This window comes from Lamprobacter sp. (assembly GCF_034860625.1).
GTDB lineage: Bacteria > Pseudomonadota > Gammaproteobacteria > Chromatiales > Chromatiaceae > Lamprobacter.
Genome location: NZ_JAYESN010000005.1, coordinates 1 through 26,214, shown reverse-complemented (window position 1 = coordinate 26,214; position 26,214 = coordinate 1). Strand labels below are relative to the sequence as shown.

29 protein-coding genes and 4 tRNA genes are annotated in these 26,214 nt (G+C 60.9%); 13 read left to right on the top strand and 20 right to left on the bottom strand.

Annotated elements, in window-relative coordinates; translation table 11 throughout:
* Positions 1-110: 110 nt before the first annotated feature.
* Entirely contained in the window at positions 111-404 is a 294-nt protein-coding gene (locus tag VBE63_RS02310) for a hypothetical protein (protein ID WP_323681374.1), read from the bottom strand.
* A 268-nt stretch (positions 405-672) separates the two neighbouring features.
* Here VBE63_RS02310 and VBE63_RS02305 point away from each other — a divergent pair, with 268 nt between their 5' ends.
* Positions 673-825 carry a hypothetical protein gene (locus tag VBE63_RS02305; RefSeq protein ID WP_323681373.1) on the top strand — a complete coding sequence of 51 codons (153 nt, stop codon included), beginning with the start codon at positions 673-675 and terminating at the stop codon, positions 823-825.
* Between the two features lie 2 nt (positions 826-827).
* On the opposite strand, the gene VBE63_RS02300 is transcribed toward VBE63_RS02305, so the two are convergent.
* A tRNA-Leu gene (locus tag VBE63_RS02300) sits at positions 828-912 on the bottom strand.
* Between the two features lie 244 nt (positions 913-1,156).
* Here VBE63_RS02300 and VBE63_RS02295 point away from each other — a divergent pair.
* The 3 genes from VBE63_RS02295 (at position 1,157) to VBE63_RS02285 (ending at position 2,665) form a co-directional block, all read left to right on the top strand.
* Positions 1,157-1,813 carry an LON peptidase substrate-binding domain-containing protein gene (locus VBE63_RS02295; RefSeq protein WP_323681372.1) on the top strand — a complete coding sequence of 219 codons (657 nt, stop codon included), beginning with the start codon at positions 1,157-1,159 and terminating at the stop codon, positions 1,811-1,813.
* 87 nt (positions 1,814-1,900) lie between these two features.
* Complete coding sequence (locus VBE63_RS02290) at positions 1,901-2,227, top strand: iron-sulfur cluster assembly accessory protein (protein ID WP_323681371.1); 327 nt, start codon at positions 1,901-1,903, stop codon at positions 2,225-2,227.
* A 24-nt stretch (positions 2,228-2,251) separates the two neighbouring features.
* Entirely contained in the window at positions 2,252-2,665 is a 414-nt protein-coding gene (locus VBE63_RS02285; protein WP_323681370.1) for a SufE family protein, read from the top strand.
* Between the two features lie 15 nt (positions 2,666-2,680).
* Here VBE63_RS02285 and VBE63_RS02280 read toward each other — a convergent pair whose 3' ends face one another.
* A complete protein-coding gene (locus VBE63_RS02280; RefSeq protein ID WP_323681369.1) occupies positions 2,681-3,355 on the bottom strand; it encodes a Fe2+-dependent dioxygenase in 675 nt (224 codons plus the stop codon).
* A gap of 59 nt (positions 3,356-3,414) precedes the next feature.
* Between VBE63_RS02280 and VBE63_RS02275 the strand changes: the two genes are divergently transcribed.
* The 4 genes from VBE63_RS02275 to mepA all read left to right on the top strand — a co-directional run bounded on the left by VBE63_RS02275 (position 3,415) and on the right by mepA (position 7,766).
* Positions 3,415-4,056, top strand: coding sequence for a hypothetical protein (locus VBE63_RS02275; RefSeq protein ID WP_323681368.1), 642 nt, complete (start codon positions 3,415-3,417; stop codon positions 4,054-4,056).
* 15 nt (positions 4,057-4,071) lie between these two features.
* Positions 4,072-5,859: an SLC13 family permease gene (locus VBE63_RS02270; RefSeq protein ID WP_323681367.1), complete on the top strand. Its 1,788-nt coding sequence runs from the start codon at positions 4,072-4,074 to the stop codon at positions 5,857-5,859.
* Positions 5,860-6,099: 240 nt separating this feature from the next.
* Entirely contained in the window at positions 6,100-6,759 is a 660-nt protein-coding gene (locus VBE63_RS02265) for a hypothetical protein (RefSeq protein ID WP_323681366.1), read from the top strand.
* Between the two features lie 119 nt (positions 6,760-6,878).
* Positions 6,879-7,766, top strand: coding sequence for a penicillin-insensitive murein endopeptidase (gene mepA, locus VBE63_RS02260; protein WP_323681365.1), 888 nt, complete (start codon positions 6,879-6,881; stop codon positions 7,764-7,766).
* Positions 7,767-7,782: 16 nt separating this feature from the next.
* On the opposite strand, the gene VBE63_RS02255 is transcribed toward mepA, so the two are convergent.
* The 7 genes from VBE63_RS02255 to VBE63_RS02225 all read right to left on the bottom strand — a co-directional run bounded on the left by VBE63_RS02255 (position 7,783) and on the right by VBE63_RS02225 (position 14,038).
* A complete protein-coding gene (locus VBE63_RS02255) occupies positions 7,783-8,187 on the bottom strand; it encodes a hypothetical protein (protein WP_323681364.1) in 405 nt (134 codons plus the stop codon).
* Between the two features lie 18 nt (positions 8,188-8,205).
* On the bottom strand, positions 8,206-8,841 hold the full coding sequence (locus tag VBE63_RS02250) for a 2OG-Fe(II) oxygenase (protein ID WP_323681363.1): 636 nt from the start codon (positions 8,839-8,841) through the stop codon (positions 8,206-8,208).
* A complete protein-coding gene (gene secF / locus VBE63_RS02245) occupies positions 8,838-9,785 on the bottom strand; it encodes a protein translocase subunit SecF (RefSeq protein WP_323681362.1) in 948 nt (315 codons plus the stop codon). The genes VBE63_RS02250 and secF overlap by 4 nt, the downstream gene beginning before the upstream one ends.
* A 27-nt stretch (positions 9,786-9,812) precedes the next feature.
* The gene (gene secD / locus VBE63_RS02240) at positions 9,813-11,666 is read right to left on the bottom strand and encodes a protein translocase subunit SecD (RefSeq protein WP_323681361.1); all 1,854 of its coding nucleotides are present in this window, start codon (positions 11,664-11,666) and stop codon (positions 9,813-9,815) included.
* A gap of 146 nt (positions 11,667-11,812) precedes the next feature.
* The gene (gene yajC / locus VBE63_RS02235) at positions 11,813-12,142 is read right to left on the bottom strand and encodes a preprotein translocase subunit YajC (protein ID WP_323681360.1); all 330 of its coding nucleotides are present in this window, start codon (positions 12,140-12,142) and stop codon (positions 11,813-11,815) included.
* A gap of 58 nt (positions 12,143-12,200) precedes the next feature.
* Positions 12,201-13,301, bottom strand: coding sequence for a tRNA guanosine(34) transglycosylase Tgt (gene tgt / locus VBE63_RS02230; RefSeq protein ID WP_323681442.1), 1,101 nt, complete (start codon positions 13,299-13,301; stop codon positions 12,201-12,203).
* Positions 13,302-13,303: 2 nt separating this feature from the next.
* Positions 13,304-14,038, bottom strand: a complete 735-nt coding sequence (locus VBE63_RS02225; RefSeq protein WP_323681359.1) for an HAD family hydrolase — start codon at positions 14,036-14,038, stop codon at positions 13,304-13,306.
* Positions 14,039-14,200: 162 nt separating this feature from the next.
* Between VBE63_RS02225 and msrA the strand changes: the two genes are divergently transcribed.
* The gene (gene msrA, locus VBE63_RS02220; protein WP_323681358.1) at positions 14,201-14,860 is read left to right on the top strand and encodes a peptide-methionine (S)-S-oxide reductase MsrA; all 660 of its coding nucleotides are present in this window, start codon (positions 14,201-14,203) and stop codon (positions 14,858-14,860) included.
* 295 nt (positions 14,861-15,155) lie between these two features.
* Here msrA and queA read toward each other — a convergent pair whose 3' ends face one another.
* The gene (queA, locus tag VBE63_RS02215; RefSeq protein ID WP_323681357.1) at positions 15,156-16,190 is read right to left on the bottom strand and encodes a tRNA preQ1(34) S-adenosylmethionine ribosyltransferase-isomerase QueA; all 1,035 of its coding nucleotides are present in this window, start codon (positions 16,188-16,190) and stop codon (positions 15,156-15,158) included.
* A gap of 71 nt (positions 16,191-16,261) precedes the next feature.
* Here queA and VBE63_RS02210 point away from each other — a divergent pair.
* The 3 genes from VBE63_RS02210 (at position 16,262) to VBE63_RS02200 (ending at position 17,834) form a co-directional block, all read left to right on the top strand.
* A tRNA-Leu gene (locus VBE63_RS02210) sits at positions 16,262-16,348 on the top strand.
* Positions 16,349-16,367: 19 nt separating this feature from the next.
* Positions 16,368-17,570 (top strand): DUF1343 domain-containing protein, encoded by a 1,203-nt coding sequence (locus VBE63_RS02205; protein ID WP_323681356.1) that lies wholly within the window; start codon positions 16,368-16,370, stop codon positions 17,568-17,570.
* 188 nt (positions 17,571-17,758) lie between these two features.
* Positions 17,759-17,834, top strand: a tRNA-Phe gene (locus VBE63_RS02200).
* 419 nt (positions 17,835-18,253) lie between these two features.
* On the opposite strand, the gene VBE63_RS02195 is transcribed toward VBE63_RS02200, so the two are convergent.
* The 9 genes from VBE63_RS02195 to VBE63_RS02155 form a co-directional block, all read right to left on the bottom strand.
* Positions 18,254-20,035: a DNA polymerase gene (locus VBE63_RS02195; RefSeq protein WP_323681355.1), complete on the bottom strand. Its 1,782-nt coding sequence runs from the start codon at positions 20,033-20,035 to the stop codon at positions 18,254-18,256.
* Positions 20,036-20,398: 363 nt separating this feature from the next.
* Positions 20,399-22,114, bottom strand: coding sequence for a DUF3987 domain-containing protein (locus VBE63_RS02190; RefSeq protein WP_323681354.1), 1,716 nt, complete (start codon positions 22,112-22,114; stop codon positions 20,399-20,401).
* A 65-nt stretch (positions 22,115-22,179) separates the two neighbouring features.
* Positions 22,180-22,533, bottom strand: coding sequence for a bifunctional DNA primase/polymerase (locus VBE63_RS02185; RefSeq protein WP_323681353.1), 354 nt, complete (start codon positions 22,531-22,533; stop codon positions 22,180-22,182).
* A 115-nt stretch (positions 22,534-22,648) separates the two neighbouring features.
* Positions 22,649-23,230: a hypothetical protein gene (locus tag VBE63_RS02180; RefSeq protein ID WP_323681352.1), complete on the bottom strand. Its 582-nt coding sequence runs from the start codon at positions 23,228-23,230 to the stop codon at positions 22,649-22,651.
* A 1-nt stretch (position 23,231) separates the two neighbouring features.
* A complete protein-coding gene (locus VBE63_RS02175) occupies positions 23,232-23,435 on the bottom strand; it encodes a hypothetical protein (protein ID WP_323681351.1) in 204 nt (67 codons plus the stop codon).
* The gene (locus VBE63_RS02170; protein WP_323681350.1) at positions 23,432-23,695 is read right to left on the bottom strand and encodes a hypothetical protein; all 264 of its coding nucleotides are present in this window, start codon (positions 23,693-23,695) and stop codon (positions 23,432-23,434) included. Before VBE63_RS02170 ends, VBE63_RS02175 begins: the two co-directional genes overlap by 4 nt.
* Positions 23,696-23,835: 140 nt before the next feature.
* Positions 23,836-24,351 (bottom strand): hypothetical protein, encoded by a 516-nt coding sequence (locus VBE63_RS02165; RefSeq protein ID WP_323681349.1) that lies wholly within the window; start codon positions 24,349-24,351, stop codon positions 23,836-23,838.
* Positions 24,348-24,599, bottom strand: coding sequence for a hypothetical protein (locus VBE63_RS02160; protein WP_323681348.1), 252 nt, complete (start codon positions 24,597-24,599; stop codon positions 24,348-24,350). Before VBE63_RS02160 ends, VBE63_RS02165 begins: the two co-directional genes overlap by 4 nt.
* Positions 24,596-25,738, bottom strand: a complete 1,143-nt coding sequence (locus VBE63_RS02155) for a site-specific integrase (RefSeq protein ID WP_323681347.1) — start codon at positions 25,736-25,738, stop codon at positions 24,596-24,598. Before VBE63_RS02155 ends, VBE63_RS02160 begins: the two co-directional genes overlap by 4 nt.
* A gap of 118 nt (positions 25,739-25,856) precedes the next feature.
* Here VBE63_RS02155 and VBE63_RS02150 point away from each other — a divergent pair.
* Positions 25,857-25,975, top strand: a tRNA-OTHER gene (locus VBE63_RS02150).
* Positions 25,976-26,214 lie beyond the last annotated feature (239 nt).

Sequence of the window (26,214 nt, the reverse complement as noted above, 5' to 3'; positions counted from 1 at the left end):
CGTTCAGACCCGGTGAATACGGACTCGGTGAGCGGGTTCGGTGAAGTGGCGGCAGGGGATGCGAGCCAGGAGAGTGTGTCGCGACCTGGAGACGCGGACAGAGGGTGCAGCTATTCACCCGCTTCTGGAGCTAGCCGGAAGTAACAGAACAGGGTGACGGCTTGCTGAGTCAACTGCTCGTACTCTTCGCCGAGTGATCTCGCCCGGTCGAAGAATTCCCGTTGAAATACGCTGATGGAGAGGTCTTCCCAGCCGCTTTGAAAGAGACTGTCGTCCGCCGCAGAAGCGATCTGGAGTGCCTGTGTTCGTTTGCCGCGAACAAGTCCCATGAAACCGCCGATAGAGGCGTCGACAGTCAGGGATGTGCCGTCGAACCGACCCGAGGAGGCAAGGTGCCTTTTCATCAGGGAGCGGAATCGCTCTAGTCGGAGATATTGGGACATTGTTGTTACAGCCCCTTATTGTAGCCCCTTGTTGCAGACTGTCGAGTAGTGTTATAGATTTTTATCTTACACCTACTGAATTATTAGCCCAAACTCATAAGGATTGATAAACAGGCCGATGACTGGGCGACGCCGTTTCTGACCCTGCTGATGCCCTCCAAGCAAGCCGACACGCAGGTGGACGAAATCACCGATTGGCCCGGCGAGCTGATCTGCGCTGAAGTCCGCTATGACCAAGGCGGGGGATGGGGAGAAGGGTGGCGACGGCATCGCCTGCTGGTTCATCGACACCGATTACGACGACGAAAGCTTCTTCGTCCGCCACGCCTACTTCCTCGGCGCCAACGACCCTTACAAGGCGCTCAAGACCACCCTCAAATAAGTTGGTGCCCGGAGCCGGACTCGAACCGGCACGGCTTGCGCCGAGGGATTTTAAGTCCCTTGTGTCTACCAATTTCACCATCCGGGCGTCTGACTGTTGTGCTGCGATCGCCGCTACGGCTTTGATGGGGGGCGGCCTAGGTGCATTATGCCGTTTTAGTACCCTATCGGCGAGTCCGACGACAGGTGGTCGCTTGTTGTGCCTGGTTGGGAACCTGATTAGGAACCTGGTTGGGCAACATAGCGCTGGTCACGGGTTTTGAGCAAGGCCGCCGGTGGCCCCATATCCCTAGCTTGGCTAAGACACTGAGCGAACAACGGAGAATCGCGCTATGCGCAGCCCTTTTTTACAGCGCCTCCCCGATCTGCCGGAGGTGCTGCCTGTGTTTCCGCTGAGCGGCGCCGTCGTGCTGCCGGGCGTGCAGTTGCCCCTCAACATCTTCGAACCGCGCTATCTATCGATGGTCCAAGCTGCCTTGGCGAGCGATCATCTCATCGGTATGGTGCAGCCTCGTGGTCAGACCTCAGATGAGTCGTTCGCGATCCATCGTGTTGGCTGCGCTGGGCGCATCACCTCCTATAGCGAGACCAGCGACGGGAGGATCATACTGGTCTTGACCGGGCTGTGCCGGTTCAAGGTCATCGAAGAATTGCCGATGCAAGAGGGTTTTCGGCGTGTCAGGCCGGATTGGCAAGCGTTCGCGCTCGACCTTGAGGATGATGAGGCCCATCTCGCTGAGCGGGAGCAGTTCATGGGCTCGCTAAGAGCCTTCTGTGATCAGCGCAGCGTCGAGATCCCCTGGGATGACATCAGCGGCCTGGCCGATGCGGACTTGGTCAATCTCCTCTGCGCCCACCTCCCACTGGATGCCGAGGATAAACAGGCGCTGCTGGAGACGGTGCCGCTGGGTGAGCGGGCGACCTTGATGCGCGGGCTGATGGATATGTCGGCCCATGCCTCTCGGCTGGGTACCGAGCATCGCCATTAGGTGGTCGCGATCTGCGCGGCCCTTGAAATTCGCCCAGACAAAGGGCACTAGCAGGGCATCAGCATTCTCGACATGAGGAATCGACAGATGGCAGTCACATTAACCGACGCGGCCGCGAGCCACGTCAACAAGATGCTTCAACAACGCGGCCATGGCGTTGGGCTTCGGATCGGTACCAAGAAGAGCGGTTGTACCGGCTTTGCCTACGTTGTGGACTACGCTGACGATTGCGGCGATCGTGACCATATCTTCGAAAGTTACGGGGTAAAGGTCGTTGTCGACGAGGCCAGCCTGCCACGCCTTGATGGCATGGAGGTGGATTTCGTTAAATCGAGCCTGCTCAACGAGGGCTTCGAGTTTCGCAATCCCAATATCAAGGATGCGTGTGGCTGCGGTGAGTCGTTCAGCGTTTGATCCTAACCAGCGGAAAACAGGTTCATGGCCGACGAATCCATTCAAGAGATCATCGACACCTTTGACTTGCTGGGCGACTGGGATCAGCGCTATCAGTACTTGGTCGAGATTGGTGAGCGGCTCCCGGTCATGGACCCTGCCGACAAAACGGATGCCAACCGGGTGATGGAGTGCATGAGTACCGTGCACGTGGTTGCCAAGCCTGAATCGGGTGTGATCCAGTTCGGCGGCGATTGCGACACCGCGATCATCAAGGGGGTAGTTGCACTGCTGGTTGGGCTCTTCTCAGGGAAGACGGCTTCTGAGATCGCGTCGCTTGATGTCGATGCCCTCTTTGAGGGACTGCAGCTGGAGGAGCATTTGAGTCCGAATCGGCATGTCGGCGTCTATGCGATCGTCAATAAGATGAAGGGCCAAGCTGCGCGCCATCCGCTTTGATCCCCCACTTTGATCTTAGAGATCGCTCCACATCCGCACGAGGTTGGCATAGCTGCGGTCGACGAGGGCGGTATGGACCGATTCAGGCGCCTCTTTCAGTAAGACCTCACGCGCCTGATTCAGCTCGTATAGTAACTCGCGTTGCGCGGGATCGCGGATATAGCTCTGAATCCAGGTCAGCGCAACGAGACGCTCACCGCGCGTCACCTCTGCAACCTGGTGCAGACTTGAAGAGGGGTAGATCACAGCATCGCCGGCAGGAAGCTTGACGCGCCGATCGCCAAAGGGGGTGCGCATCACCAAGTCACCGCCCTCGTAGCGATCGGGCTCATTGAGGAAGAGCGTCATCGAGACATCGCTACGGAAGCGTGGTCCGGTACTGCCCATGATGGGATCATCGACATGATCGCCATAGGTCATACCTGGGCGATAGCGAGCGAAGATCGGGTCCGCAACCCGATGCGGCAGGGCACCGAAGCGAAAACGCTCGTTGTGACCGAGGCTCGCCATGAGGATGCGCACCAGTAACTGCATGCGTTCAGGTTCTTGGCGCATCTCCTCGTTGTGCTTGACCCTGGAAGCGGCGAAGCCCGCACTCAGCTTGCCATCAACGAATTCGGCATCAGCGAGCAGTTCGTGGATCTTCTGAATCTGGGCGGAATTTAAGAGACTGGGAATGGTGAGCAGCATAATAATGAAGATAGAATCCGTCGCACCACAGCGACCATGCAGAGAAGTTGGAGGGCCGCATGATCCTCAAGGCCATCATTGATGAGCAAGTTTACACCCTGAACGTCCCTGACCCGGTACTGGAGCGGGGCAGTGACTTCTTCGATCAGCTCGACCGAGACATGGACCAAGGCTGGCAGATGAGCCGTGAATGGGTGGAGGCCCCCGATCGGCTGCAGCGTTGCCAGATCATTGCTGACAAGCTTCTGACCGCTCTCGAGAAAGAGAACGAAAAGTTGGGCATGCTGATGGCCGGCTATATTCTGAGCAGGCTGCCTGAAGTGGAGACTGTCGAGCTCGATATCCAAGGCGAGGTTCAGAACAACCAGTTCCGATTTCGGGAATCGGCAACCCCAAGCGATACAAGCGATCAGAAACCCGCCGTGGACGAACCGGCAAGCGTCACTGCGGGAGCAGATGCCGCAATGGCTGCAGCCGCGACGTCAGGCCTTGCCGGCGGTCTGAGCAAGATGCAGGCGATGGCTCAAGCGGGCCAAGATGTGACCCAAGTCTTCAAGGTCGGCAAGGCCTATCGGTTCTCAGTCCTCGATCCTGCCAGCGGAAGCTGGCAGGATTCACCGATGATGGCCACCGAGGCCGAGGCCGAGCGGTTGCGTCAGCAGGCCTTTAAGGCTCGCTACGAGGCCTTGCAGAGACCCTGAGCCAAGGGCGTGTGCATGGATGCCCTGATCGAACTGGGTTGGCAGGGCTGGCTCAGCCTTGGGTTGGTCGGTTGCTCCTTCGTCTTCTTCCTCCGTACTCGCATCGCACCGGATGTAATTACCTCAGGCGCCCTGACCCTGCTATTGGTCAGCGGCGTGTTGACTCCAACCGAAGCCCTCGCCGGTTTCGCCAACCCGGGCATGCTGACGGTGGCCGTGCTTTACATGGTGGTCTCTGGGCTCAAGGAGACGGGGGCGGTTGGTTGGATCGGGCAAAGCCTGCTCGGCCGCCCGCAAGACGAGCAGGATGCGCGGCTCAGGCTCATGCTGCCGACGGCCGGGCTCAGCGCCTTCCTCAACAATACCGCGGTGGTCGCGATCTTCATCCCAGCCGTTGCCGATTGGGCAAAGCGGCATCGCTTGTCGCTCTCTGGGCTCCTGATCCCGCTTAGCTTTGCCAGCATCGTTGGCGGTACCTGTACCCTCATCGGCACCAGCACCAATCTCGTCGTCAATGGACTCTACAGTCAGCAGGTCGATGGCCCAGGATTCGGACTGTTCGATCTGGCGTGGATTGGCCTGCCCTTGGTGTGCGTGACCTTGGTGTTCATCCTCGTGACGGCACGCTGGCTGCTGCCCGAGCGCGCGACGGCCACTGAGCGTTTTGAAGATGTACGCCGCTATACCACGGAGATGCTGGTCAGCACCGAGAGCCCGCTGGCCGGCAAGAGCATCGAGGCCGCCGGGCTGCGCCAACTGCCGGGACTCTTTCTCGTCGAGATCGAACGCCGCGGGCAGCTCATGCCGGCGGTCTCGCCGCAGGTGCAGCTCGCAGTCGGAGATCGACTCGTGTTTGCAGGCATCCTTGACGCGGTCGTCGAGCTGCACCGCATCCGCGGCCTAGTGCCAGCGACCAATCAGGTCTACAAGCTTGGGGGTCCGCGCCAAGATCGCTGTTTCGTCGAGGCTGTGCTCTCGAACAAATGTCCGCTGGTGGGTATGAGTGTGCGCAAGGGTCGGTTCCGTGGCTACTACAATGCCGTGATTCTGGCACTCTCGCGCAACGGCGAGCGCGTACACCGAAAGATTGGCGACATCATCCTTGAGGCCGGCGACACCCTGCTGCTCGAGACGCGCCCTGATTTCGTGCTGCAGCAACGCAACTCCAAAGATTTTCTGGTCGTAAGCCAATTTGGCGATGAACATCCGCTCTGTCACGATCGCGCGCCGGTCGCGATTGCCATCGTCGTGGCCATGGTTGCGGTCGTTGCCGTCGAACTGCTTAGCATGCTGGAGTCCGCATTGCTCGCGGCTGGCGCGATGATCCTGACCCGCTGTACACCAGACCGCGTGGCACGGCGTGCACCCGACTGGCAGGTGCTGATCCTGATTGCGACCTCCTTTGGCATCGGTGCCGCGTTGGAAAAGACCGGGGCCGCTGCCCTGCTGGCAGGGTCTCTGATCGAGCTTGCCGGCGGCATCCCATGGCTTGCCCTTGGGCTGCTGTTTCTTGCTGCCGCCTTGCTGACGGCGATGGCGACCAACAACGTCGCGGCGGTGCTGCTATTCCCGGTTGTTATCGATAGCGCGCGCCTGATGGAGGTCAGTGTCCTTCCCTTTTTGGTGACGCTGATGGTCGGGGCCTCGGCCAGCTTCTCGACCCCGATCGGCTACCAGACCAACCTGATGATCTTTAACGTCGGAGGCTATCGTTTTGCCGATTTCATGCGCATCGGCATCCCGCTGACGGCACTGATCGGTGTGGTGACGGTCGGCCTGGTCCCCTTCATCTGGCCGTTTTGATCATCCGTGGAGCGCTTGTGTCCATTCATGTTGACACTTTTTTCATTTTTTTGTGTCAAGTGGACTACACACACCCTGAAAAGGGTTTACACTTAAGCGGAAGCTTGTCACTTCCGATGGTTCCGCGTCGCGATACGATGCTGTCGGGTCATAGCGCGGCGTCTAGTTGAGGTCTGCCCTGTACCTTGACGGTTGTGACCGTCGGTCCCCTTCACCACAGGTCCAGTTGGAGGACTCGTCGTGTCCGAAGCCACCGCCGTTTCCAGTCCCGCGCCCGCCAAGCCAAAGGTTAAGCGCAAACGTTATCAATCTCCCCTGCTGCTCGCCCTGTTGCCGCAGATCGTCCTCTTCGTGAGCGCGGTTGTGCTGTTTTGGCTTAGCCAGAACGACATGGCCGGCACGATCGAGTATTGGGAATATTTCATCCCGGTCATCGCCTTGATCTCCCTGGTTTCAGGTTGGAGCCAATCCTATCTATCGAACGAGGTCCGCGCCTGGTACCTGATCAAGCAAGTGGTGCACTGGGGCGCCCTCTTCGCCCTGCTCTACGTGGCCAATACCCAGGGCTTGCGCGCCGGAATGGATGCCCAGCAGTACACCACCGTCGTGATCTACTTGATTGCCTTCGCGACGCTTCTCGCCGCGATCCATCTCGACTTCAAGCTGTTCTTCTTCAGCCTGTTCCTCGTCTTCTGTGCCTATCTGTTGGCCGTGCCGGCCGACAATGCCATGCTGCTGTACATTGGTGACACCTTTGGCATCGATGGTGCTCAGAGCAAGACGCTCTCGATCAGCATTGGTGTCGCCGTCGTTGGCTTTATTGCCAGCACCTTTGTGCTGCTTTCGATGCGGGGGGCTCTGCTGACTAAGCGCATCGGCGCCAAGCGCAAAGAGGGCTAAATCCTGTCTGTGCACGGCTCCGGGGTGGTTGTCCTGGCGCCGTGTAGACGCTCTCTCTCGCGATAGACTCGGCGCCTATCCGTCGTTCATGGAACGGCGCATCGACTAGGAACGCGCTGATGACCTCTAGATCCTATCGACTCAGTCCAGCAACGCCTCGCCATCGCCGCCTCGCGAGCACCCTGGTGGCAGGACTGCTCTCGCTGGTGATCCTCGATACGGGCGTCGCTGCCGAAACCCCTTGGTCTCAAATCAAGACCACTGCTGCAGGCCGCGCTGAGTCCATTGGTGGGCCATCAAACGGTTGCGTTCGCGGGGCCTTGCTGTTGCCGCCTAGTGGAGAGGGTTTCGTGAGTATCCGCCGGCATCGCAACCGCTATTACGGTCACCCTAAGACCATCGCGCTGGTCGAGGAGCTCGGTGCAGCCGTCGCGAAGTACAGCGGAGGTCGATTGATGATGGTCGGCGACCTGGCTCAGCCGCGTGGTGGCCGCATGGCCTCTTCGCATGTCAGCCATCAGAACGGGCTCGATGTCGATATCTGGCTGACACTGGCGGATTCACCCCGCCAGGCCTGGCAAGAGACCCCCGAAGCCAAGGACCCGCCGAGCATGCTGGGGCGGCATGGCTTGCAGCCCAACGCGCGTTGGGGCGCGGATCAGTTGTTCTTGATCAAACGCGCCGCGGAACATCCAGACGTTGACCGTATCCTTGTGAACCCAGGCATTAAGCGTGCGCTTTGCCGCAGTGAGGGCGATGCGCCCTGGCTACGCAAGCTCCGTCCCTGGTGGGGGCACGATGCGCACATGCATGTGCGGCTGGCCTGTCCAACAGACAGCCCGAACTGCAAACAGCAGTCACCAATCCCCATGGGTAGTGGCTGCGGCTCGGAATTAGCCTGGTGGTTCAGTCAGGAAGCACGCTCGCCAAACCGAGGATCATCGTCTAAGCCGAAGCCTAAACCCAAGCCTCCGGCGGCATGCGAGGTTGTCCTTCGCGCCCCTTGAGCGACGAAGCGAGGGTTTAGACGTCAGTCGCTAACGCGCGGCGGAGACTGGACTCCATGTCGACCTCGGTCACCGGTAGCGGCAGGGTGGCAAAGAGCGGGAATCGCGCGATCAGGCTGTCCAGCTTGTGACGATGTTCGGGTTGATAGATCGCGATGACCCGGACCTGTGGATGCCGCTGTAGTCGGGCCATCAGGGTCTCGAGATTGCTAGTACGGTCGCGAAAATCGGATTGGAAGTTGTATTCGGCAACGATGACGTCGGGTATCTGGCGTTTCAGTGCCGCTTGTGCCTTGCGCTGCGAGCTAACGAGCTCAACGTCAAAACCCAGCTGACGATAGAGCGGGCTGAAGTTCGGGTAGCCACCCAGCTCAAGGATGGCAAGAAGGCGTGGCGATTGGCTCAGCGCTGCGTTCGACATCTGTGGCTAGTCCCATCCTTAGGCGAAGACCACCCAGGTGGTGGCGATATATTTAAGTCCGGCTTGCAGTTCGGCCGCACGATGCTCGTGGGTCCAGAACGGCGGAAACAGCACGAGCTTGCCGCGCTCTGGTCGGACACTCAACTGTTGGAAGCGGAAATCAGTCTCGCCGCCCGGGCCAGGCACATCATTCAGATACCAGAGTGCGACCAACTGGCGCTGGCTGAGCTCATGGCTACCGCCATCGATATGCCAGTGATAATACTCACCGGCCCGATAGCGCTGGACCTGATAGCCGATATCCTTGAAAGGCCCCTTGAAATAGGGAAAGGCCTCGCGAAGCTCGAGCATGGCGGCGCCGAGTGAGCGAAAGAACATCCGATCAACGTCTTTCCAGTCTGCTTTGTTACTGACGACTAGATCAGTCGTCTTCTTGACCGAGGCATCTTCCTCGCGCAGTTGGCCAACGCGGCCGGCATATTGCTGTGCCGGGTTGGCTTCAAAACGCGAGATGACCTCATCGCAAAAGGCCGGCGGTAAGGCCGCGCTGCGCTCAAAGATAAAGCTACCAGGGCTGAGCTCGCGCAGTGAACGCAGTGCCGCGGCGCCAACCTCGGTTGGCAGCGGCCCTGTGAACGGCGTCTGACTGCTCATGGCCGATCATCCACCAGCTTGCCCTCTTTCTCGACCGGCATCAGGTCAGCGCGACTGACGCCAAGCCAAACGGCTGCGGCGGTCGCGATATAGATGGTTGAGTAGGTACCCACCAGAACGCCGATGATCAAGGCCAGTGAAAAGCCAGCGATAGCGGCGCCCCCGAAGACATAGAGGGCCACCAACACCAGCAAGGTGGTCCCTGATGTGATGATGGTGCGCGATAGAGTCTGATTGACCGACCGGTTGCTGATCTCGATCACGGTCCCCTTGCGCATTTTGCGGAAATTTTCGCGAATGCGATCGAAGATGACGATGGTATCGTTGAGCGAGTAGCCAATGACCGCGAGCACCGCCGCGAGCACCGTCAGATCGAAGGGGATGGAGAAGATCGAGAACATGCCGATCGTAAAGAGGACATCATGCATGAGCGCGGATACGGCGCCCACCGCGAAACGCCACTCGAATCGAAGCGCCACATAGACCAAGATGCCGATCAGCGCGAACAGGACCGCCAAGCCGCCCTGCTCTCGCAGCTCTTCGCCGACTTGCGGCCCGACGAATTCGACTCGACGCAACTCGATCGCCGTTTCGGTCTCTGCGCTCAGGAGGCGAAATAGACGATCACTGAGCTCAGAGCTGGCCTCCTCGCCTGCTTGCGGCGCGATCCGGATCAGGATGTCCCGATTCGAGCCGAAGTACTGGACGGTCGCCTCCTCGATGCCCTGCTCGGTCAGCGTGGTGGTGATGTCGGCCACCTCAACCGGTTGCTCGTAACCAAGCTCGATCACCGTACCGCCAGTGAAGTCGAGGCCAAAGTTGAAGCCGCGGAATAGGATCGAGAGTAGACAGACCATCATCAAAGCCCCAGAGACGATCGCCGCGATACGTCGCTTACCGAGGAAGTCGATGTTGGAGTCTTTAAGGATCTGGGCATGCGCCATGAGGAGTGCTCCGGTTTAGATGGCCAGTTAGATCGCGAGTTGCTTGACGCGGCGGCCACCGTAGATCAGATTGATCAAGGCCCGAGACCCGAGAATGGCGGTGAACATCGAGGTCAGGATGCCGATGAATAGGGTTACCGCGAAGCCCTTGACCGGCCCGGTGCCGAAGCTGAACAGCACGATGGCCGCAATCAAGGTGGTCACATTGGCATCGACGATGGTCGAGAGTGCCTTGTCATAGCCGGCATGGATGCTCGCCTGGGGCGTACTGCCGTTGCGAATCTCCTCGCGGATACGCTCAAAGATCAGGACGTTGGCGTCGACCGCCATGCCCACCGTCAGCACGATCCCGGCAATACCCGGCATGGTCAAGGTTGCCTGCAGCAATGACAGCACGGCGATGATCAGCACCAGATTGACGATCAACACCAGGTTGGCAACCAGGCCAAAGACGCGATAGTAGAGCGCCATGAAAATCACGATTAGTGCAAGGCCGATCAGCACTGAGCGAAAGCCTTGGTCGATATTGTCCTGACCAAGGCTGGGGCCGATGGTGCGTTCCTCGACGATCTCAATCGGTGCCGCTAGCGCGCCAGCGCGCAGCAACAAGGCGAGGGTGTGGGCTTCTTCGGAACTATCGAGGCCGGTGGTCTGGAAGCGTCGACCGAACGGCTCGAGGATATTGGCGACACTGATCACCTCCTCGCTTCGCAGGCGTTCCTTCACCGGCTCTCCGTCAAGGATGCGGGTGACGGTTCGGGATTCGATGAAGACCACGGCCATCGGCTTGCCGACATTCTCGGTGGTCACCCGACGCATCTGACGCGCGCCTTGGCCGTCCAGGCTCACACTCACCATTGGCGAGCCGCTCTGCTGATCGAAGCCAGCCGCAGCACTGGTGATTTGGTCGCCGGTGACGATGACGCGACGCTTCAGCAGGATCGGCTGGCCATTACGCTCATAGTAGAGTGCGGCGCCGACGGGAACCCGGCCATCCAAGGCATCCTGAACAGGATGCTCGGTATCGACCAGACGATATTCGAGGGTTGCGGTCGCCCCCAGCAGATCCTTGAGTCGAGCCGGGTCTTGGGCGCCGGGAAGCTGGACGATGATGCGGCGTTCGCCCTGGCGCTGAATGATCGGCTCGGCGACGCCGAGCGCATTGACGCGATTGCGCAGCGTAGTGATGTTTTGCTCGAGCGCAAAGCCCTTGATCTCTTCTTGCTTCGCCGGCGGGAGAACGCCGTAGAGGTAAAAATCCCCACCTTGGCTGCCTGAAGTGACCTCGAGATCCTGAAACTCGCGTCGAATCCGCTTGGCGGCCTCATCACGGGTCGCTTCTTCCCGAAAGCGGACCTCGATGCGGCCGTCTTCGTGCCCGACGGTCAGATAGCGGATGCGATCGTTGCGCAACTGCGTGCGGATCTCACCGGTATAGCGCTCCAGCGCCTGCGTGACCGCTGCATCCATGTCAACATCGATCAACACATGGATACCACCTCGTAAATCCAATCCCAAGAACATCGGTTGCAGCCCGAGCGCCTCGACCCAGCCCGGCAGGTCTGGGGATTGCGTCAGCGCATGCTGGTAGCGGTCGCCCAGGGTGCGGTCGAGTATCGCCTGGCCACGCAGCTGGTCGCTCGGTCGCTCGAAGCGAATGAGGGCTCGACCACCTTCGCGTGCATCGATCGCCTTGACCGGCACGCCGGCATTCTCCATCGCCGCTGCGATTTGGGCGCGAGTTGCTTCGCTGACATCCCCCTTTTCAGCCTTGACCTCGATTGCTGGGTCCTGCGGAAACAGGTTGGGCAACGCCAAGACGAAGCCGAAAAGGATGACGGCCAGGATCAGCAAATTCTTCCAGAGTGGATACTGATTCATGTGGAAGTGTCTTCCAGTGGCGGAATGTTGCGGCGAACATTTGCAGCGAGCTGGGCGCCGAGCCTGCAGCGCAGGCCCGCGCGTGCGAAGGGCGGACGCCCCTTAGAGAGGCCGATCAAGAGTGGCCCCTCAGCGAGCCGATGTGCTCAAAGATCTTTCAATGATCCCTTCGGCAGCACAGCTTCGACTGCTTGGCGGCGGACCTTAATAACGACGTTATCAGCCACCTCGACCTGGGCAAAGTTATCGCCGAGCTCGGTAATCCGCCCGGCCACACCGCCCATGGTGATGACCTCATCGCCCTTACCTAGCCCTTCTACAAGGCGTTTATGCTCCTTTTGGCGTTTGATCTGCGGCCGGATCATCAAGAAATACAAAATGATGATCAGACCGATCGGGAACAGCAGCCCGAGCAAGGGGTCGCCAGCAGGAGCGCCTTCGGCCTGGGCCAAGGCGTCAGAGATGAAAAAGCTCATCGGGGGGTTCCTCATAGGAGGCGCAGCATGCGCGATTCAGCGGTGAACTAGCCGGGTATTATGGCATATCCTCATCGACAGAGAACCGGGCCGCGAAGGCGTCAAAACGCCCTTCGGCGATTGCCTCTCGCAGTGCGCGCATCAAGTCTTGATAGAAGGCGAGGTTGTGGATGCTGTTGAGCCTGGCGCCTAGGATTTCGTTACAGCGCTCGAGATGATGCAGATAGGCGCGGCTGTAATGCTGGCAGGTGTAGCAGCCACAGCCTGGATCGAGCGGCCTGTCGTCGCTTTTATAACGCGCGTTGCGAATTCGCAATACACCACCCCGCACGAACAGATGCCCATTGCGTGCGTTGCGCGTTGGCATCACACAGTCAAAGAGATCGATCCCCCGCGCGACCGCCTCGACAATATCCTTTGGCTTGCCAACGCCCATCAGATAGTGCGGATAGGCCGCTGGCAGTGCTGTTGCCAGATGATCGAGCACTGTTAACCGCTCCTCCCGCGGCTCGCCGACCGAGAGTCCACCGATCGCATAACCATCGAAGCCGATTCCTTCTAGCCCGGCGAGCGAGGCCGAGCGAAGCAGGGGTGACATACCGCCTTGGATGATGCCGAACAAGGCCGCTGGATTATCCGCATGGGCTTGCTTGGAGCGTGCCGCCCAGCGCAGCGAGCGCTCCATCGAGCGGCGCACCTCGTCATCGCTCGCCGGGTAAGGCGTGCACTCGTCGAAGATCATGACGATGTCGGCGCCGAGCGCCCGCTGCACCGCCATCGACTCCTCCGGTCCTAGGAAGACCGGGCTGCCGTCAACCGGCGAGCGGAAATGCACGCCTTGCTCACTGATCTTGCGCAGCTCGCCGAGGCTAAAGACCTGAAAGCCACCGGAGTCGGTCAAGATTGGCCCGTCCCAGTGCATGAACCGATGCAGGCCTCCAATCTGTTCGATGATCCCGGTGCCGGGTCGCAGCATCAGATGGAAGGTGTTGCCAAGGATGATCTCGGCACCGATCTTGCGCAATTCCTCGGGGGTCATCCCTTTGACGGTGCCATAGGTGCCGACCGGCATGAAGGCGGGGGTCTCGATGCTGCCGCGAGGTAGGCTCAGGCGACCGCGTCGGGCCAGGCCGTCATTGGCTAGGAGCTGGAAATTCAGATTCATGGTCGGGCCTCGGGCTTGGCTGCGCTGAGGCCGAGCCAGGCTTCGAGCCCGTGGAGATCCACGACCTCGCACAACGGCGGCTCAAGCTCGCTCGGCCAAGGCCTGCCCGATCGATTGATCCAAACGGTCGCCAGACCGAAGGCCCGTGCGGCTTGCACATCCAGCATTGGATCATCACCGATATGTAGGGTCTGCGCCGGTGTCGCTTCAGCCCACCCCATCGCCAGCGCGAAGATCGCCGGGTCCGGCTTGGCGGCGCCCGCTTCGGCAGCGGTCAGACAACGATCGAAGATTCCGCGCAGCGGTGTGTGCTGGACCTCAGCGTTACCGTTGGTCACCGCGACTAATCGGCAATGCTGACGCAAGCGCGTCAGCACTGGGATGACATCCGCATAGGGCTCGACGCGGTTCCGCGCCTGGCGAAAAGCGGCCATTGCGCCCTGCGCCCATTCGCTGGCCTGGTGCTCGGAATAGTCCATCTCCATCAACAGGCCTCGCAAGGCCGCATCCCGCAGTGCGGTGACATCATGCGCTAGGTCAGGTCGCGCGCGCATCAGCTCCCGACGATGTGCGCGCAGGCTTTCAACAGTATGAGACTCGGCGAGCCGCGGTACCTGCGTGGCAAGCCAGGCATAGTGGGCTGCCTCAGCCGCCTGAATGACAGGTGCGCAGGGCCAGAGGGTGTCATCGAGGTCGATGGTGATCAGGCGGAGGTGCTGCCATGCGGACATATCAATCAGGTTTGGGGTCTCTTGTTGGGGGGATGCGCTTGATGCTGCTGGCGCGCGAACGTCTTGGGCCTGAGCCGATCCGCCCAAACCTCGAATGGGTCCCACCGCACGCCTTTTTTGGTGCTGCATGATCCCGCAATCATACCGACCGAGGCCATCCTCATGTTCCTGTTCCGCAAGAAAACCGAGCTCCCCACTGCCCAGGAAGCCCTCCCCGGACGCCAGACCCCGATGTTGGTCACCCACCGACACATCGTGCTTGATCATCCACTGCAGCCGCCGTTTCCTGAGGGAATGCAGCAGGTGCTGTTCGGCATGGGCTGCTTTTGGGGGGCCGAGAAGGCGTTCTGGAGCCTGCCCGGCGTCTACACGACTGCTGTCGGCTACGCTGGAGGCTTGACCCCAAATCCGACCTATGAAGAGGTCTGCTCCGGTTATACCGGCCATAACGAGGTGGTCTTGGTGGTCTATGATCCTGCGAAGATCGACTTCGAGCAGCTGCTGCTCACCTTTTGGGAAGGTCATGATCCAACCCAGGGCATGCGCCAAGGTCATGATGTCGGTACTCAGTACCGTTCTGGCATCTACGGCGTCGACTCCAAGCAGTTGGAGGCTGCCCGCAACAGCCTGAGCCAGTATCAACGAGCGTTAGAACAGGCTGGAAAGCGCGCCGACATCACCACGGAGATCCTCTCCGCGCCAACCTTCTATTACGCCGAAGCCTACCACCAGCAGTATCTGGCCAAGAATCCTGGCGGCTACTGTGGTCATGGCGGTTGCGGGGTGCGCTATCCAGTCGCGGTTATCGGCGAGGTCGCTTGATCGAGTACATGTCGCACAAATGCCAACTGGTTCACGTTTCTAGCGTTAGCGTCGACTAGACTAGAGTGCAGTTGGTAGCAATGCAGCGGTCGGGCTTGACAGGCAGATTAGTATTTAAGAAACTAGCAATGCACTTGGGGTTCGCAGTCTCCAGGTGCACTCCTCCATCCTCCTTTGGTGGTAATCTTTAGAGCGCGGCGCCAGCCGCGCTTTTTTTTGCCCGAATGCTTTTCGGACGCTCTTGCAGCGCTACCTCGGCCTCATCCGAAGCGCGTTTTCGCCTTTTTTCAAGCATCTAGCACTGCTTGGTCAAAAACATCGCATCGCCGTAGCTGAAGAAGCGATAGCGTTGCATGATGGCATGTTGGTAAGCTGACATGATGGCCTGATGGCCTGCAAAGGCCGAGACCAGCATCAGCAAGGTCGAGCCCGGCAGGTGAAAGTTGGTGATCATCGCGTCGACGACGCGAAACGCATAAGGCGGACGGATGAATAGGCGGCTCTCCCCGCGATAGGGCGCTAAGCATCCTGTAGGCTCTGCTGCCGCTGCGGTCTCGAGACTGCGGACCGTCGTGGTGCCAACGGCAATGATGCGCCCACCGGCGGCGCGGGTGGTCTCGATCTGCTCAACGGCCCTCTCAGACACCTCGAGCCATTCAGCATGCATGCGATGCCGGTCGAGGTCTTCCTCGCGGACGGGCTGAAAGGTCCCAGCACCGACATGCAGGGTCACGCGCGCGGTCGCCAGCCCTGCCCGAGCCAACTGTTTGAGCATCGCCTCGTCAAAATGCAATCCTGCTGTCGGTGCCGCGACCGCCCCCTCACGCTCGGCATAGACCGTCTGATAGCGCTCGCTGTCGGCCACATCATCGGCGCGTCGGATATAGGGTGGCAACGGCATGTGACCATGGCGCCGCATCAGTCCTGCAAGTGTCGTATCAAGCGCCCGTAGCCGAAATAAGCCATCCTCGGCGGCCAGCATCAGCAACCGCTCGCCGTCGGCCAAGCGCAGTTCACTGCCCGCAGCCGGTGTCCTGCTCGCGCGCAGATGGGCGAGCGCCTCATGCTCGTCCACCATGCGCTCGATCAGCACCTCGACCCGGCCGCCGGTCGGCTTCTGTGCGAACAGTCGCGCCGGGATTACCCGCGTATCGTTGAACACCAAAAGATCACCAGGGCGAAGCAGACTCGGCAGATCTTGAAAACAGAGGTCGTCGAGGCGGCCGCTGGGGCCATCAAGCGCGAGCAGACGACTGGCGCTGCGTTCTGCAAGTGGACGCTGAGCGATGAGCTCATCCGGGAGATCAAAATGAAAATCGGAGCGGCGCATGAACCCTGTGCAACAACCTCAAGAGATGACTGTACCCTTAGGCATACTCAGACTATAATAATAAGTTCGCTGCCGGGGTGGCGGAATTGGTAGACGCAGTGGACTCAAAATCCACCGGTGGTAACACCTTACGAGTTCGAGTCTCGTCCCCGGTACCAACCTTCGATACAGTCATCCATGCGCCTAGGCATCGACCGCCTCCTCGCCGACGGCCACCTGCGGCGACCCCTTGTCGGGCGGCGCATCGCCCTGCTCGGCCATCCTGCTTCCGTCAACCACGTCGGGCGCCACAGCCTCGACGCGCTCATGTCGTTAAGCGGCTTGAAGATCACCGCTGCCTTTGGACCTCAGCATGGCATGCGTGGCGAGAAGCAGGACAATATGATCGAGTCCGATGACTATATCGACCCGATCCACCACATCCCGGTGTTCAGTCTCTACGGAAAGGTGCGCTATCCAACCGATGCGATGCTCGACCAGTTCGACCTGCTGTTGGTCGATCTGCAGGACATTGGTACACGCATCTATACCTATGTGACCACCCTTGCCTATGTGCTCGAGGCCTGCGCCAAGCGCGGCAAGGCAGTCTGGATACTCGACCGACCCAACCCCGTTGGTCGCCCTGTCGAAGGTAGCCTGCTTGAAGACGACTGGCAGAGCTTCGTCGGTGTCGCGCCGCTGCCGATGCGCCATGGGCTCAGCTTTGGCGAACTGGGGCACTGGCTGATCGCCAACAAAGGTCTCGACCTCGAGCTCGAGGTCATCAGGATGGACGGCTATCAGCCCGATGAGGCCCCCGGTTACGGCTGGCCCCGCGACGAACTGCCTTGGGTCAACCCAAGCCCCAATGCCTCCAGCCTCAACATGGCGCGTTGCTTCCCAGGCACCGTTCTGCTCGAGGGGACCAGCCTCTCGGAAGGACGCGGCACCACTACCCCGTTGGAGATCCTGGGCGCCCCAGCACTGGATAGCTGCCGACTCATGCAGCGCATGGAGACGCTCGCCGCAGACTGGATGCAAGGCGCCCTGATTCGCTGCTGCGCTTTCGAGCCCTGCTTTCACAAGCACCAAGGAACACTTTGCCAAGGGCTCCAGATCCACACCGACAGCGTCCATTATGACCATCTCCGCTTCCGTCCTTACCGGCTGATCGCACTCTTCCTCAAGGCCTTACGCATCGAATATTCAGATTACCCAATCTGGCGTGACTTCCCCTACGAATACGAGACCGAACGCCTCGCCATTGACCTGCTGAGCGGCGGCACCAGATTGCGCGAATGGGTCGACGATGCCACTACCGAACCTGCGGACCTCGATGAACCGCTCGTCCGCGACGAGCAACAATGGATCGAAGAGCGCTCGCCTTTCTTGCTGTACTAGCGGTGTATTGATGATCACCCAAACCTGTATGGGCGAAAGCCGACCAAGCGCCGCGCCATCTTGACAAACGATTCAGCGATTTCGTCGAACCGAAGAAAAAAATAGCCCGGTGCATCTTGACTTCGCTGCACCAAAGAAGTTTAATATTCGGCTTCGCCTCGCCTTCTCCGGCATGGCATGCCCTTCGAGCCCAGGTAGCTCAGTTGGTAGAGCAGGGGACTGAAAATCCCCGTGTCGGCAGTTCGATTCTGTCCCTGGGCACCACTTTTCAAGCACTTACACTCGCATCAAGGCGCATCAGTCGCCTAGATGAGCCCCTTTCGCGTCCCTTAGTGGTACCGTATTTGGTACCGCGCCAATCCAGCGCTGCTTTTACCGTCGTTGGCGTTGCAACGAGGTTGCTGTGAAAAACATCAGAAAAGAGCGCGGGCGATAACCTGTATCCCTGTTGCAATCGCTGTTGCAAATTATTCGGCAGTCTTTGATAGGCTTTGCCGATCGTTCGCCGACGGTTGTAGCCGGGATATCAGCGGTTGCAGCCGGGTTAGCCGTATCCATCAAAGCCCTCTGGGGTGTTGCAAAATATTCGCATTCGCAAAAAACCATGTATTACTCGCGAACGAAACCCCAGTGCGCTGTACCCCCGGCGCGGGCCAATTTCGGAACCTACCCCCCCGTAGGACTCAATGCACAGCAGCCCAGCTGCCCCCCTGCTTCACCTCGGGCAGGGTCACCACGTCGGCAGCCTCGGGGAACACATCGAGGAATCCCTGCACCATCGCATCCTGCAGGGCTTCGGCGGCCGTCTCGGCATGGTCGAGGGGCACCTGCAGGGTGATCTCATCATGCACGGTATGGTAGAGCGCAGCATCGGTGCCGGTTAGAGCTCTTGGCAAGCGGCGCAGTGCGGACATCAGCACCTCAGCTGCACTGCCCTGTACCGGAATGTTCTGTGCTTCCCCCCTTAGATACCCCTCGCCTTGTACGTCGAAATCTCGCACCAGTCCTAAGCGGGTGCGCACCTGTCGAAACTGTTGGGCTTGGGCCACCTGCTGCCGTTTCCACTGTTCCAGCTGCGGGTAAGCCAGCTGAAACCGCAGCAGGGCCTGCTTAGCCTCATGGCTGCTCATCGCTACCCCATAGTCCACCTGAGCGGTGCGGGCCAGCCCGGCAGGGCCTTGCCCAAACAGGTTGCCAAAGTTCACGGCCTTGGCGGCTTGGCGCTGCTCGGGTGTCACCTGCTCGGGATCAACCCCGGCGATCGCGGCGGCGGTGCTGCGGTGCAGATCGCCACGGTTGCGGTACACGTCCAGCATGGCCTGATCCTGAGACAGCAGCGCGGCCACCACCAGTTCGATCTGCGAATAGTCGGCACTCACCAGCACCATGCCAGGGGGGGCGGTGAACAGCTCTCGAAAGGTGCCTTGCTTCGGGGCCTGTTGGGTATTGGGCTTGCTCGCGGTAGCCCGGCCTGAGCGGGTAAAGCCAAGGCTAAATTCCGGGTGCAGCTGATCGGTGACGGGGTGCCGGTGCTTTTCGTAGCTGCTGCCGTAGGTGCTCAGTAGCTTACTCACGGCCTTGTAGCGCAGCAGCGGCTGCACCATCGGCAGGTGGGCGAACAGGGCTAGGCTGTCGGCATCGGTCTTGAGGCGGCCTGTTTTCTCGGTCTTGGGCCAGCGTTTCAGGCTGTCGGCATCGAGGCGCTGCTGCAGCCAGTTGCCCAGCTGCGGGCCACTGTTGGGCGAGACTTCAGGGCCTAGGTGTTCTCGCAGCTCAGCTTGCAGCCGTTCCTGTTCCTGCTGCCAGGTGGCTTGCAGCGCGGCATGCCCGGCCCAGTCGAAGCACTGCCCCTGCAGCTGCAGCCCAGCCAGTACCGGCAGCACATCGCACCAGAGGGCATACAGGCGGCGCTGATCGTTGCGTTGCACCTTGGGCAGCAGCTCGCGGGCAATGCGTACGGTTGCCAGGGCATCGAGGGCAGCATAGTGCAGCTGGCGCTCGGACAGCTCCGCCGTGCCCCAGTCGCTCACCTGCTCGGTCTTGTCCATGTCCAGCGCCAGCACATCGGCGGAGACTTCGGCCAGCTTGCGCAGCCGGTGCGATAGCAGCCGATCTAGCAGCATGCCATCGTGCAAGCGTGGCACGGCCAGCCCGGCATGCGTTAGGTGGCGATACTCGAAGCTGCCGTTAAAGGTGGCCCATGGGGCAGCACTGAGCGGGGCTAGGGCATCGAGGGGCACCTGCTGCAGATCAAACAGGGCCACCCGGCCATCCAGGGCGGCGACCTGCACCAGGCGTATCTCGGCAGTCTGTGGATCGAGGGCAGCATGGGGGCGATCTCGATAGGCGGCTGCAGCGTAGGTCTCGATATCAACGCCTAGCACGGGTTCTGCGGCCAGCTGGGCAGCGCGGCGGGCGGCTTCGGCGGGATCGGTTACATAGCGGATCAGGGCAGGATCAAGCATCGGAGCTTCGCCTTATTAAAATGCATTTTGTATATGTCATTCGTAGTGATAATAAGCGGCGTGGATAACCCGGCGAATGCCATAAAAGCGTTTGAATGACAGCGGGTTATTGATCTCATAACCGCATGGGGTTGCAGGCGTCCAACCTGTTGGCGATCTGTGGATAAGAACGGGCAGATTTCGATCGACAGGTTATGCACAGGCTGATACCGGCAGTGCGCACCTGGTTATGCAGGGGCAGGCTTAGTGGGTACGCAAGGGGTGGCTGCCAGGCTGCCATGGCGGACAGGCGGCAGCCATTGGCAGCCAGCGAGGCGAGAATTGGCAGCCATGTCAGCCAGGCAGCCACCCCTTGCGTTGAGGCTAGGCATCATCCGGGCGCAGCTCATAGCCCGTGCCATGCACCCGCACATAGCCCCGGCGCAGCAGCTCAGCCATCAGTTCACGCGCCAGCTGAGACTGCCCCCGGATCATGCGCGGCCCCTTGCGGTACATCTCTCGAAGTTGAAAGACACTTTCCCCCGTCTCAGCCCGGCGCTGCAGCATCCAATCATGCAGCTGTTTCGGCAGGGCCACCTCACGGCGGTGCTCCACCAGCTTGGCGCTGATCCGTTGCCATTCGCCTAGGTGCCAGTCCATCAGGCGGGCGGCCCTGTCGATATGCCCCTGCTGCACCTGCCCGGCCCCTTCCAGGGCGGCCTGCACCCCGGCCAAGCGCAGCACCTGCTCGGGAGCCTTGTTCGCCACTTCGCGGATATCCCGATACTCGCCTAGCAGCGCAGCTTCATAGCGGTTATGTACCCCGATCCAGTTCTCGAAAGCAGCGTCATCGAGGGGCAGGGCCTGGGGCTGCAGTTCCCCTGTTATCAGGTTGATCTCGGGGGCACGCGCCAGCAGGGCATCCAGGGCCTGCTCGAAACGGTGCAGCCGAGCATCCGCGGTGCGGCGGCGATAGGGCCTGCTGCCGATGGTCGAGGGCGGAAAGGCGGGCAGACAGCGGCTGAGGAACCCCTGCCCGGACAGGGTGCGGCTGTCAAACAGGGCGGCGGCCACCTCGGGCTGCAGCATCATGCTCAGTGACAGGCGGCGGCCATAGAGCGCGGTGGCTTCATCGAGACTCGCCTTGGCCTCAGCATGGAAGCTGCCCGACCAGAGCCCGGACAAGACCGCAGCGGTTGCCGTGTCGCGGCCTTCGCGCATGCTGTAGCCCCCGAGCCAGGCGGCAGCATCGCTGTTGGTCAGGGTCAGGGCGGGCCAGTGGGCATCCAAGGTCTTAATCAGCCCCTCGGTGGTGCAGCTGGTCAGCAGCCATGCAGGCTTGCGTGGGCGCGGCCCCGGATCGGGGGCATCCTTGCCGATCTTGGCGGACTTCCAGGCTTCGAGGGCAGTCTGATAGCGCACCAAGGCTTCACGCATGCGTAGATAGATCAGCCGAAAGGCTTGTTCGTCGGTGCTGGTCTTGCGCTCACCCGGCAGGGCCACCAGCACCAGCCAGAGACTGAGCGGGATGGTGCGGCCATCGCAGACCACGTTGAAGCGTTCCTGCACCACGGCAGCACTCGCGGCCCAACAGGATTGCGCGGCCAGTGCCAGGGGCACCTGCTGGCGCTCGGTCAGGGCCTGCACGGCAGGTTGCAGGATTGGCCCTAGGGCATCGAGGGGGTAGGCTTGCGCGGCAGCGGTTGCGGGATCGGTGCCGGTCTCGAATTCCAGCAGCTCGGGCCAGTCCATGCCTGCAGCCCATGCGGACGAGGCGTTGCTGGTGCCGGTAGCCTGCTCGGCAGTCTGCCCCCCAAAGGTCAGCCCGGCGCAGTCATGGGCAGGGGCGGGGCGTGTCGATCGCGATAGGGGTACCTGCTCAGCCGTCATGCCCCCGAATGTTAGGCCCAGATCAGCGGTGCCTTGCATGCCAAGCTGCCACCATGCTTGCAAGCATGCAGCCAGATCATGCCCCAGCAGCTCGGCACAGCGCGGCCAGCCGGTGATCGGTTGCCCGGACTGAGCCCGGTCGAGGGTATCTTGCACGGCCCTTGCCCGGTCGCGGCGCTCGGGATCATCGGCCACCTGCAGCAGGGCCACCAGCAGCTGTTCAATCTCAGCTCGGGGCCAGCTTGCATGCCAGCAGGCACCTGCCAGGGCGGCGGTCAGATCGTGGCGGCTTCCTTCAAACTCCGGCCAATGCCGCACCAGCCATAGCACCAGCTCGCGGGTAACAGTTTCGCGGCCAGCTGCCCGGCTTCGGGCCAGTCGAGATCAACGTCCACCAGATCAGCGGACGGGGCACCAAGCAAAGCCCCGAGATTGCACTGCCCGGCAAATTGGCGGGGTACGTCATCCATCGAGGGCATGGCGGTCTGCTGCCAGGCGTTCGCAGTCGGGGCCTTGCCCCTGTGCTTCACCCGCAGCGGCACAATGCCCAGCTGCACCAGATCGGCGGCAGCTTGGGCGATCGGTGGCAGGGGTGCGGTGGTTTCGATAGCGAGGGCTTGCTGGTGCATATCAGCGGCCCCCTGGGCAGCACGGGGCTACCCTGTCTAAAATGACAGCGTTCACGGGAATACCTCTCAGCAGCCAACCCCCGGTGCTCGCGGGGGCGGCTAGCGTCAGTCTCGATTACCAGTCAATCGGCAGTTCAGCTTGGGCAGGCGTTGCGGCCTGCTCGGGCTGTTGCTGCTGCGGTGCGGTTGCGGCTTGGGCTTGCTCGGCTTGCTGGGGTGCAGTAGGGGCAGGCTCAGGGGCTGCCGGTGCCGGTACAGCAGGCGGGGGCGGCACAGGTGCCGGTATCGAGGGCGGTGCAGCCTGGGGCGGCTGAGGGGTTACTGCAGGGGCTTGCGGTGCCGGTGCCGCATGGGCGAAGGGATCAACGGCAGCTGCTGGCGCTTGCGCGGCCCCGATCGGTACCCTAACCCGAATCGCGGGCACCACTTGACCCTGAAACATCACGTTTTCAGGGTACAGCTCAATCTCGCGGCCAGCCCATGCCGTTGTCTCGGTGCCGAAACTGGCGGCGATCAACAAGCCGTTTGTTTTGTTCAGGATCAGCTTTTTCGGCACCCCTCGGAATTGCAGGGCGGGCTTGATCTCGCCCTGCCCTAGTTGCTCGGGGGCACAGTTGGCAATCGTTACCCGGCGCACTTGGCCCTGCAGATCGGCGGCCTTGAGATAGTTGCTCGGGAATAGGCTGTTGATATCCATGTCAGCACCCCTCCCGCAGGAACAGCACCCGATCACCCGTTGCCGTGTCTACCGGCTCGCTGTCGAGGGTGACGGTCGAGGGGCCTTGCACCACTTGGGCGACATTGGCCCCTGCTGCCAGGATCACGTAATGCGCGGGCACATGTGCCAGCAGATCGCGTAGCTGCACTACGGTCAGCGGCCCCGATGTTGTCAGGGTAGTCATTGCTGCACCCCCTGATTTTCCAGCCAGTCGATAAACCCGGCTTCGTTGACTAGCAGCTTGCGGCCAAGGCGGCGCACATGGGGCTGCAGCCCGTTCTGATCGGCGCGGCGGACGTAATGCCTAATGGCATGGGCTGTTAAGGTTGGGTGCTGCGGATCAGCCGCGTTTAGGCGTGCAGCAAGGGCGGAAATGCTGCGCCATGGGGAGGGCAGCTCGGGCAGTTCATGCTGCACTCGGGCAGCTTCGAGGGGCGAAGGCATGGTAATGCTACCTCATGGTTCATGCGCGGCGCGGGGTTGCGTCGCGTTACATGGGTAGCCTAGCGGTGCGTTGAATAGAGAGATATACAGGGGATACGTATCAGGTGCAGGTGATACGTATCCGGTGCAGGGGTACGTATCTAATCCTTTACTTCATACAACCACGGTTCGATTGTGCTTGGGGCACGGTGCATTATGGGGCCTAATTGCCTTGCGGCTTCAGCTTTCGATAGCTCCCCTTTCCCTTCGCGACGCCACTGCTGCCGCTTTTCCAGATACCATTGCTGCGCATATTGCACGCGCGGGGCCTTTCCCTCTAGCCCCCATCTAGCGAATACCGGGTTAGCTTTTTTTAGCTCTCCCTTCTCAATTAAGCCCAACACATAGGCGGCTTCGGCCAAGATTCGCCACGGCATCGCGTGGTCTCCCCAGCCCCCGCAATTCTCCCGCACCTGCTCTAGCTGTTCCTCTAATAGCGTGCGCAGCTCGGGCGGGGCGGTAGCGGCCTTGGGCGTTAGCTGATCCACCATGGCCTGCATGGTGCGGCAGGCGTTGCTGTCAGAGTGATACCGCTTCCGCTCTAAGCGGTGGTTCTCAGCTTGCAGCAGGGCCTTGATCTGCTCGGGCTTGGGGTTAAGCGGATCAATGATGCTCATCCTTCACCCCCTGCCAGCTCAAGGCGACGCTCAATCCGTTCCAGGCGATCAGCCAGCTTATCGAGGGTCAGCTGCTGGCGGGCGTCGGTTTCATCGCCATAGGCCACCTCACGTTTGACCAGCCCCATGGTGCCTTCGAGGGCGGTCATGCGGTGCTTCAGCTCGGACACATCATCAGCAATCTGATCCACCCGGCCCCGGATATGGCGAAGGTGCTCTAGGATCAGGCTGTCGAGGGTGCTGCTCATCCTTCACCCCCTGCCGTGCCCAGCAGCTCATCAGCCATGCCCCGTACCAATGCATGCGTATGCTGCTCGCTCAGGTGGGCATAGCGTTTCGTCGTGTTCGCGGACTTGTGGCCTAGGACGTTGCCGATTTCCAGCAGGCTTGCCCCCTTGCGGGCTAGGAAACTGGCGCAGCTGTGGCGTAGATCGTGCCACCTGAAATGCTCGATACCGGCGCGGCGCAGTGCGGTTTCCCATGGGGTGCGCAGCTGTACGGGCTGCTTGTCCGATACCCGGCTTGGAAACAGCAGCCCGTCATCGTTCAACGGTGTCACCTTGCCCTGCTGGCGCTGTTTCTTGCGGGCCTGCAGCAGCGGCAGCACCTGAGCGGCGATCGGTAGGCTCCGAATCCCTCCCTTGGTACTGGTTTCGTTGTCCACCCGCACCTGCACCACCCCGGCCTGCAGATCAATATCCTTCCAGCGCAGATTCAGAATCTCGCCTTGCCGTGCCCCAGTGGTGATCGACAGCAGCACGGCCAGCAGCAGAGCGGGGCTTTCGGACTCATGGCAGGCGGTCAGCAGGCGCTGCAGCTCATCCTCGGATAGGTATCGAGTACCGGCGTTGTGCTCACTGCCCTTTGCCACTTGCTGCAGCGGCGAGACTTGCAGCCAGTGCCACTGCTTGACGCAAGCGGTCAGCACGGCCCCGAGGGTGGCAAGGTGCCGGTTGACGGTCGCGGGACTTCGATAGCGGGGCGGCCCTGCTTTCTCGGCAGACTTGGCCTTGCTCGGGATTGGGGTAGTCGCCAGCAGATCGCGGTGCTCGGCAATCTTCGCGGCGGTCAGCTCGGATAGGCGAAGGTGGCCTAGGTGCGGCTGCCAGTAATCCAGGTGCTGCGCGTACTTGCGGGCAGTCTCGGGGCGCAGCTTGGGCAGGAATTCAGCGCGGTACTTGGTGACCGCTTCGGACAGGGTATGTCTGTGGGCTTCGGTGGTCAGCCCGGCATCGTTGCGCTGCTGCTCCACTTCGCAGGCGCGTGCCCACTTGACGGCATCCGAACGGTTCTTGAAACACTTGGACAGCTCGGGGGCGTTGTCGCGGCGTACCCGTGCCTTGTAGACGGTACCCGTCGAGCGGTGTAGCTTGGTGATGGTTGCCATGTGCAGGTGCCTCTGCAGGTGGTGACGGGAACAGCCTAGGGGTACCGCCCTGGGCTGTTTCGTTTTGCGCGTCAGTCCGCACTGCGGCGCATGGCTCGATATTAGCGTAAATTGCAGTGCACTGGTACCGAAATTGGTACCGGGAAAGTGAAAAAGGCTTGAAAGGCTTGTTTATCAGGGGAGGAATGGGGACTGAAAATCCCCGTGTCGGCAGTTCGATTCTGTCCCTGGGCACCATCAAATCAGTGACTTATCGCCGCGATTGCCACTTCTCTCCTCGCGGGGTCCGTTCCAGGTCCGTTCAACCGCAAGGTTCGTCTGTTGAGATTTGGAATCCAACCTCCGTTCTGATAGGTGTAGGGTCTTCCTTGTCTCTGCGCCCATGGCAAGACCACCCGGCAGTTGCCCCTCGATCAAGCCCTTCGCGTGGACCCGGCATTCACCAAGTCGACAGCGGGCTGACGAACAAAGGGCCG

What these genes read in the sequence shown, in the direction of transcription:
- VBE63_RS02295 (WP_323681372.1), top strand. Translation starts at nt 1,157, where the DNA reads ATGCGCAGCCCTTTTTTACAGCGCCTCCCCGATCTGCCGGAGGTGCTG.
- msrA (WP_323681358.1), top strand. Translation starts at nt 14,201, where the DNA reads ATGTTCCTGTTCCGCAAGAAAACCGAGCTCCCCACTGCCCAGGAAGCC.
- VBE63_RS02185 (WP_323681353.1), bottom strand. Translation starts at nt 22,533, where the DNA reads ATGCACCAGCAAGCCCTCGCTATCGAAACCACCGCACCCCTGCCACCG.
- VBE63_RS02155 (WP_323681347.1), bottom strand. Translation starts at nt 25,738, where the DNA reads ATGGCAACCATCACCAAGCTACACCGCTCGACGGGTACCGTCTACAAG.
- VBE63_RS02305 (WP_323681373.1), top strand. Translation starts at nt 673, where the DNA reads ATGACCAAGGCGGGGGATGGGGAGAAGGGTGGCGACGGCATCGCCTGC.
- secD (WP_323681361.1), bottom strand. Translation starts at nt 11,666, where the DNA reads ATGAATCAGTATCCACTCTGGAAGAATTTGCTGATCCTGGCCGTCATC.
- mepA (WP_323681365.1), top strand. Translation starts at nt 6,879, where the DNA reads ATGACCTCTAGATCCTATCGACTCAGTCCAGCAACGCCTCGCCATCGC.
- VBE63_RS02165 (WP_323681349.1), bottom strand. Translation starts at nt 24,351, where the DNA reads ATGAGCATCATTGATCCGCTTAACCCCAAGCCCGAGCAGATCAAGGCC.
- VBE63_RS02290 (WP_323681371.1), top strand. Translation starts at nt 1,901, where the DNA reads ATGGCAGTCACATTAACCGACGCGGCCGCGAGCCACGTCAACAAGATG.
- VBE63_RS02180 (WP_323681352.1), bottom strand. Translation starts at nt 23,230, where the DNA reads ATGGATATCAACAGCCTATTCCCGAGCAACTATCTCAAGGCCGCCGAT.
- queA (WP_323681357.1), bottom strand. Translation starts at nt 16,190, where the DNA reads ATGCGCCGCTCCGATTTTCATTTTGATCTCCCGGATGAGCTCATCGCT.
- VBE63_RS02160 (WP_323681348.1), bottom strand. Translation starts at nt 24,599, where the DNA reads ATGAGCAGCACCCTCGACAGCCTGATCCTAGAGCACCTTCGCCATATC.
- VBE63_RS02250 (WP_323681363.1), bottom strand. Translation starts at nt 8,841, where the DNA reads ATGAGCAGTCAGACGCCGTTCACAGGGCCGCTGCCAACCGAGGTTGGC.
- VBE63_RS02195 (WP_323681355.1), bottom strand. Translation starts at nt 20,035, where the DNA reads ATGCTTGATCCTGCCCTGATCCGCTATGTAACCGATCCCGCCGAAGCC.
- VBE63_RS02285 (WP_323681370.1), top strand. Translation starts at nt 2,252, where the DNA reads ATGGCCGACGAATCCATTCAAGAGATCATCGACACCTTTGACTTGCTG.
- VBE63_RS02175 (WP_323681351.1), bottom strand. Translation starts at nt 23,435, where the DNA reads ATGACTACCCTGACAACATCGGGGCCGCTGACCGTAGTGCAGCTACGC.
- VBE63_RS02280 (WP_323681369.1), bottom strand. Translation starts at nt 3,355, where the DNA reads ATGCTGCTCACCATTCCCAGTCTCTTAAATTCCGCCCAGATTCAGAAG.
- VBE63_RS02270 (WP_323681367.1), top strand. Translation starts at nt 4,072, where the DNA reads ATGGATGCCCTGATCGAACTGGGTTGGCAGGGCTGGCTCAGCCTTGGG.
- VBE63_RS02205 (WP_323681356.1), top strand. Translation starts at nt 16,368, where the DNA reads ATGCGCCTAGGCATCGACCGCCTCCTCGCCGACGGCCACCTGCGGCGA.
- secF (WP_323681362.1), bottom strand. Translation starts at nt 9,785, where the DNA reads ATGGCGCATGCCCAGATCCTTAAAGACTCCAACATCGACTTCCTCGGT.
- yajC (WP_323681360.1), bottom strand. Translation starts at nt 12,142, where the DNA reads ATGAGCTTTTTCATCTCTGACGCCTTGGCCCAGGCCGAAGGCGCTCCT.
- VBE63_RS02255 (WP_323681364.1), bottom strand. Translation starts at nt 8,187, where the DNA reads ATGTCGAACGCAGCGCTGAGCCAATCGCCACGCCTTCTTGCCATCCTT.
- VBE63_RS02275 (WP_323681368.1), top strand. Translation starts at nt 3,415, where the DNA reads ATGATCCTCAAGGCCATCATTGATGAGCAAGTTTACACCCTGAACGTC.
- VBE63_RS02170 (WP_323681350.1), bottom strand. Translation starts at nt 23,695, where the DNA reads ATGCCTTCGCCCCTCGAAGCTGCCCGAGTGCAGCATGAACTGCCCGAG.
- VBE63_RS02310 (WP_323681374.1), bottom strand. Translation starts at nt 404, where the DNA reads ATGAAAAGGCACCTTGCCTCCTCGGGTCGGTTCGACGGCACATCCCTG.
- VBE63_RS02225 (WP_323681359.1), bottom strand. Translation starts at nt 14,038, where the DNA reads ATGTCCGCATGGCAGCACCTCCGCCTGATCACCATCGACCTCGATGAC.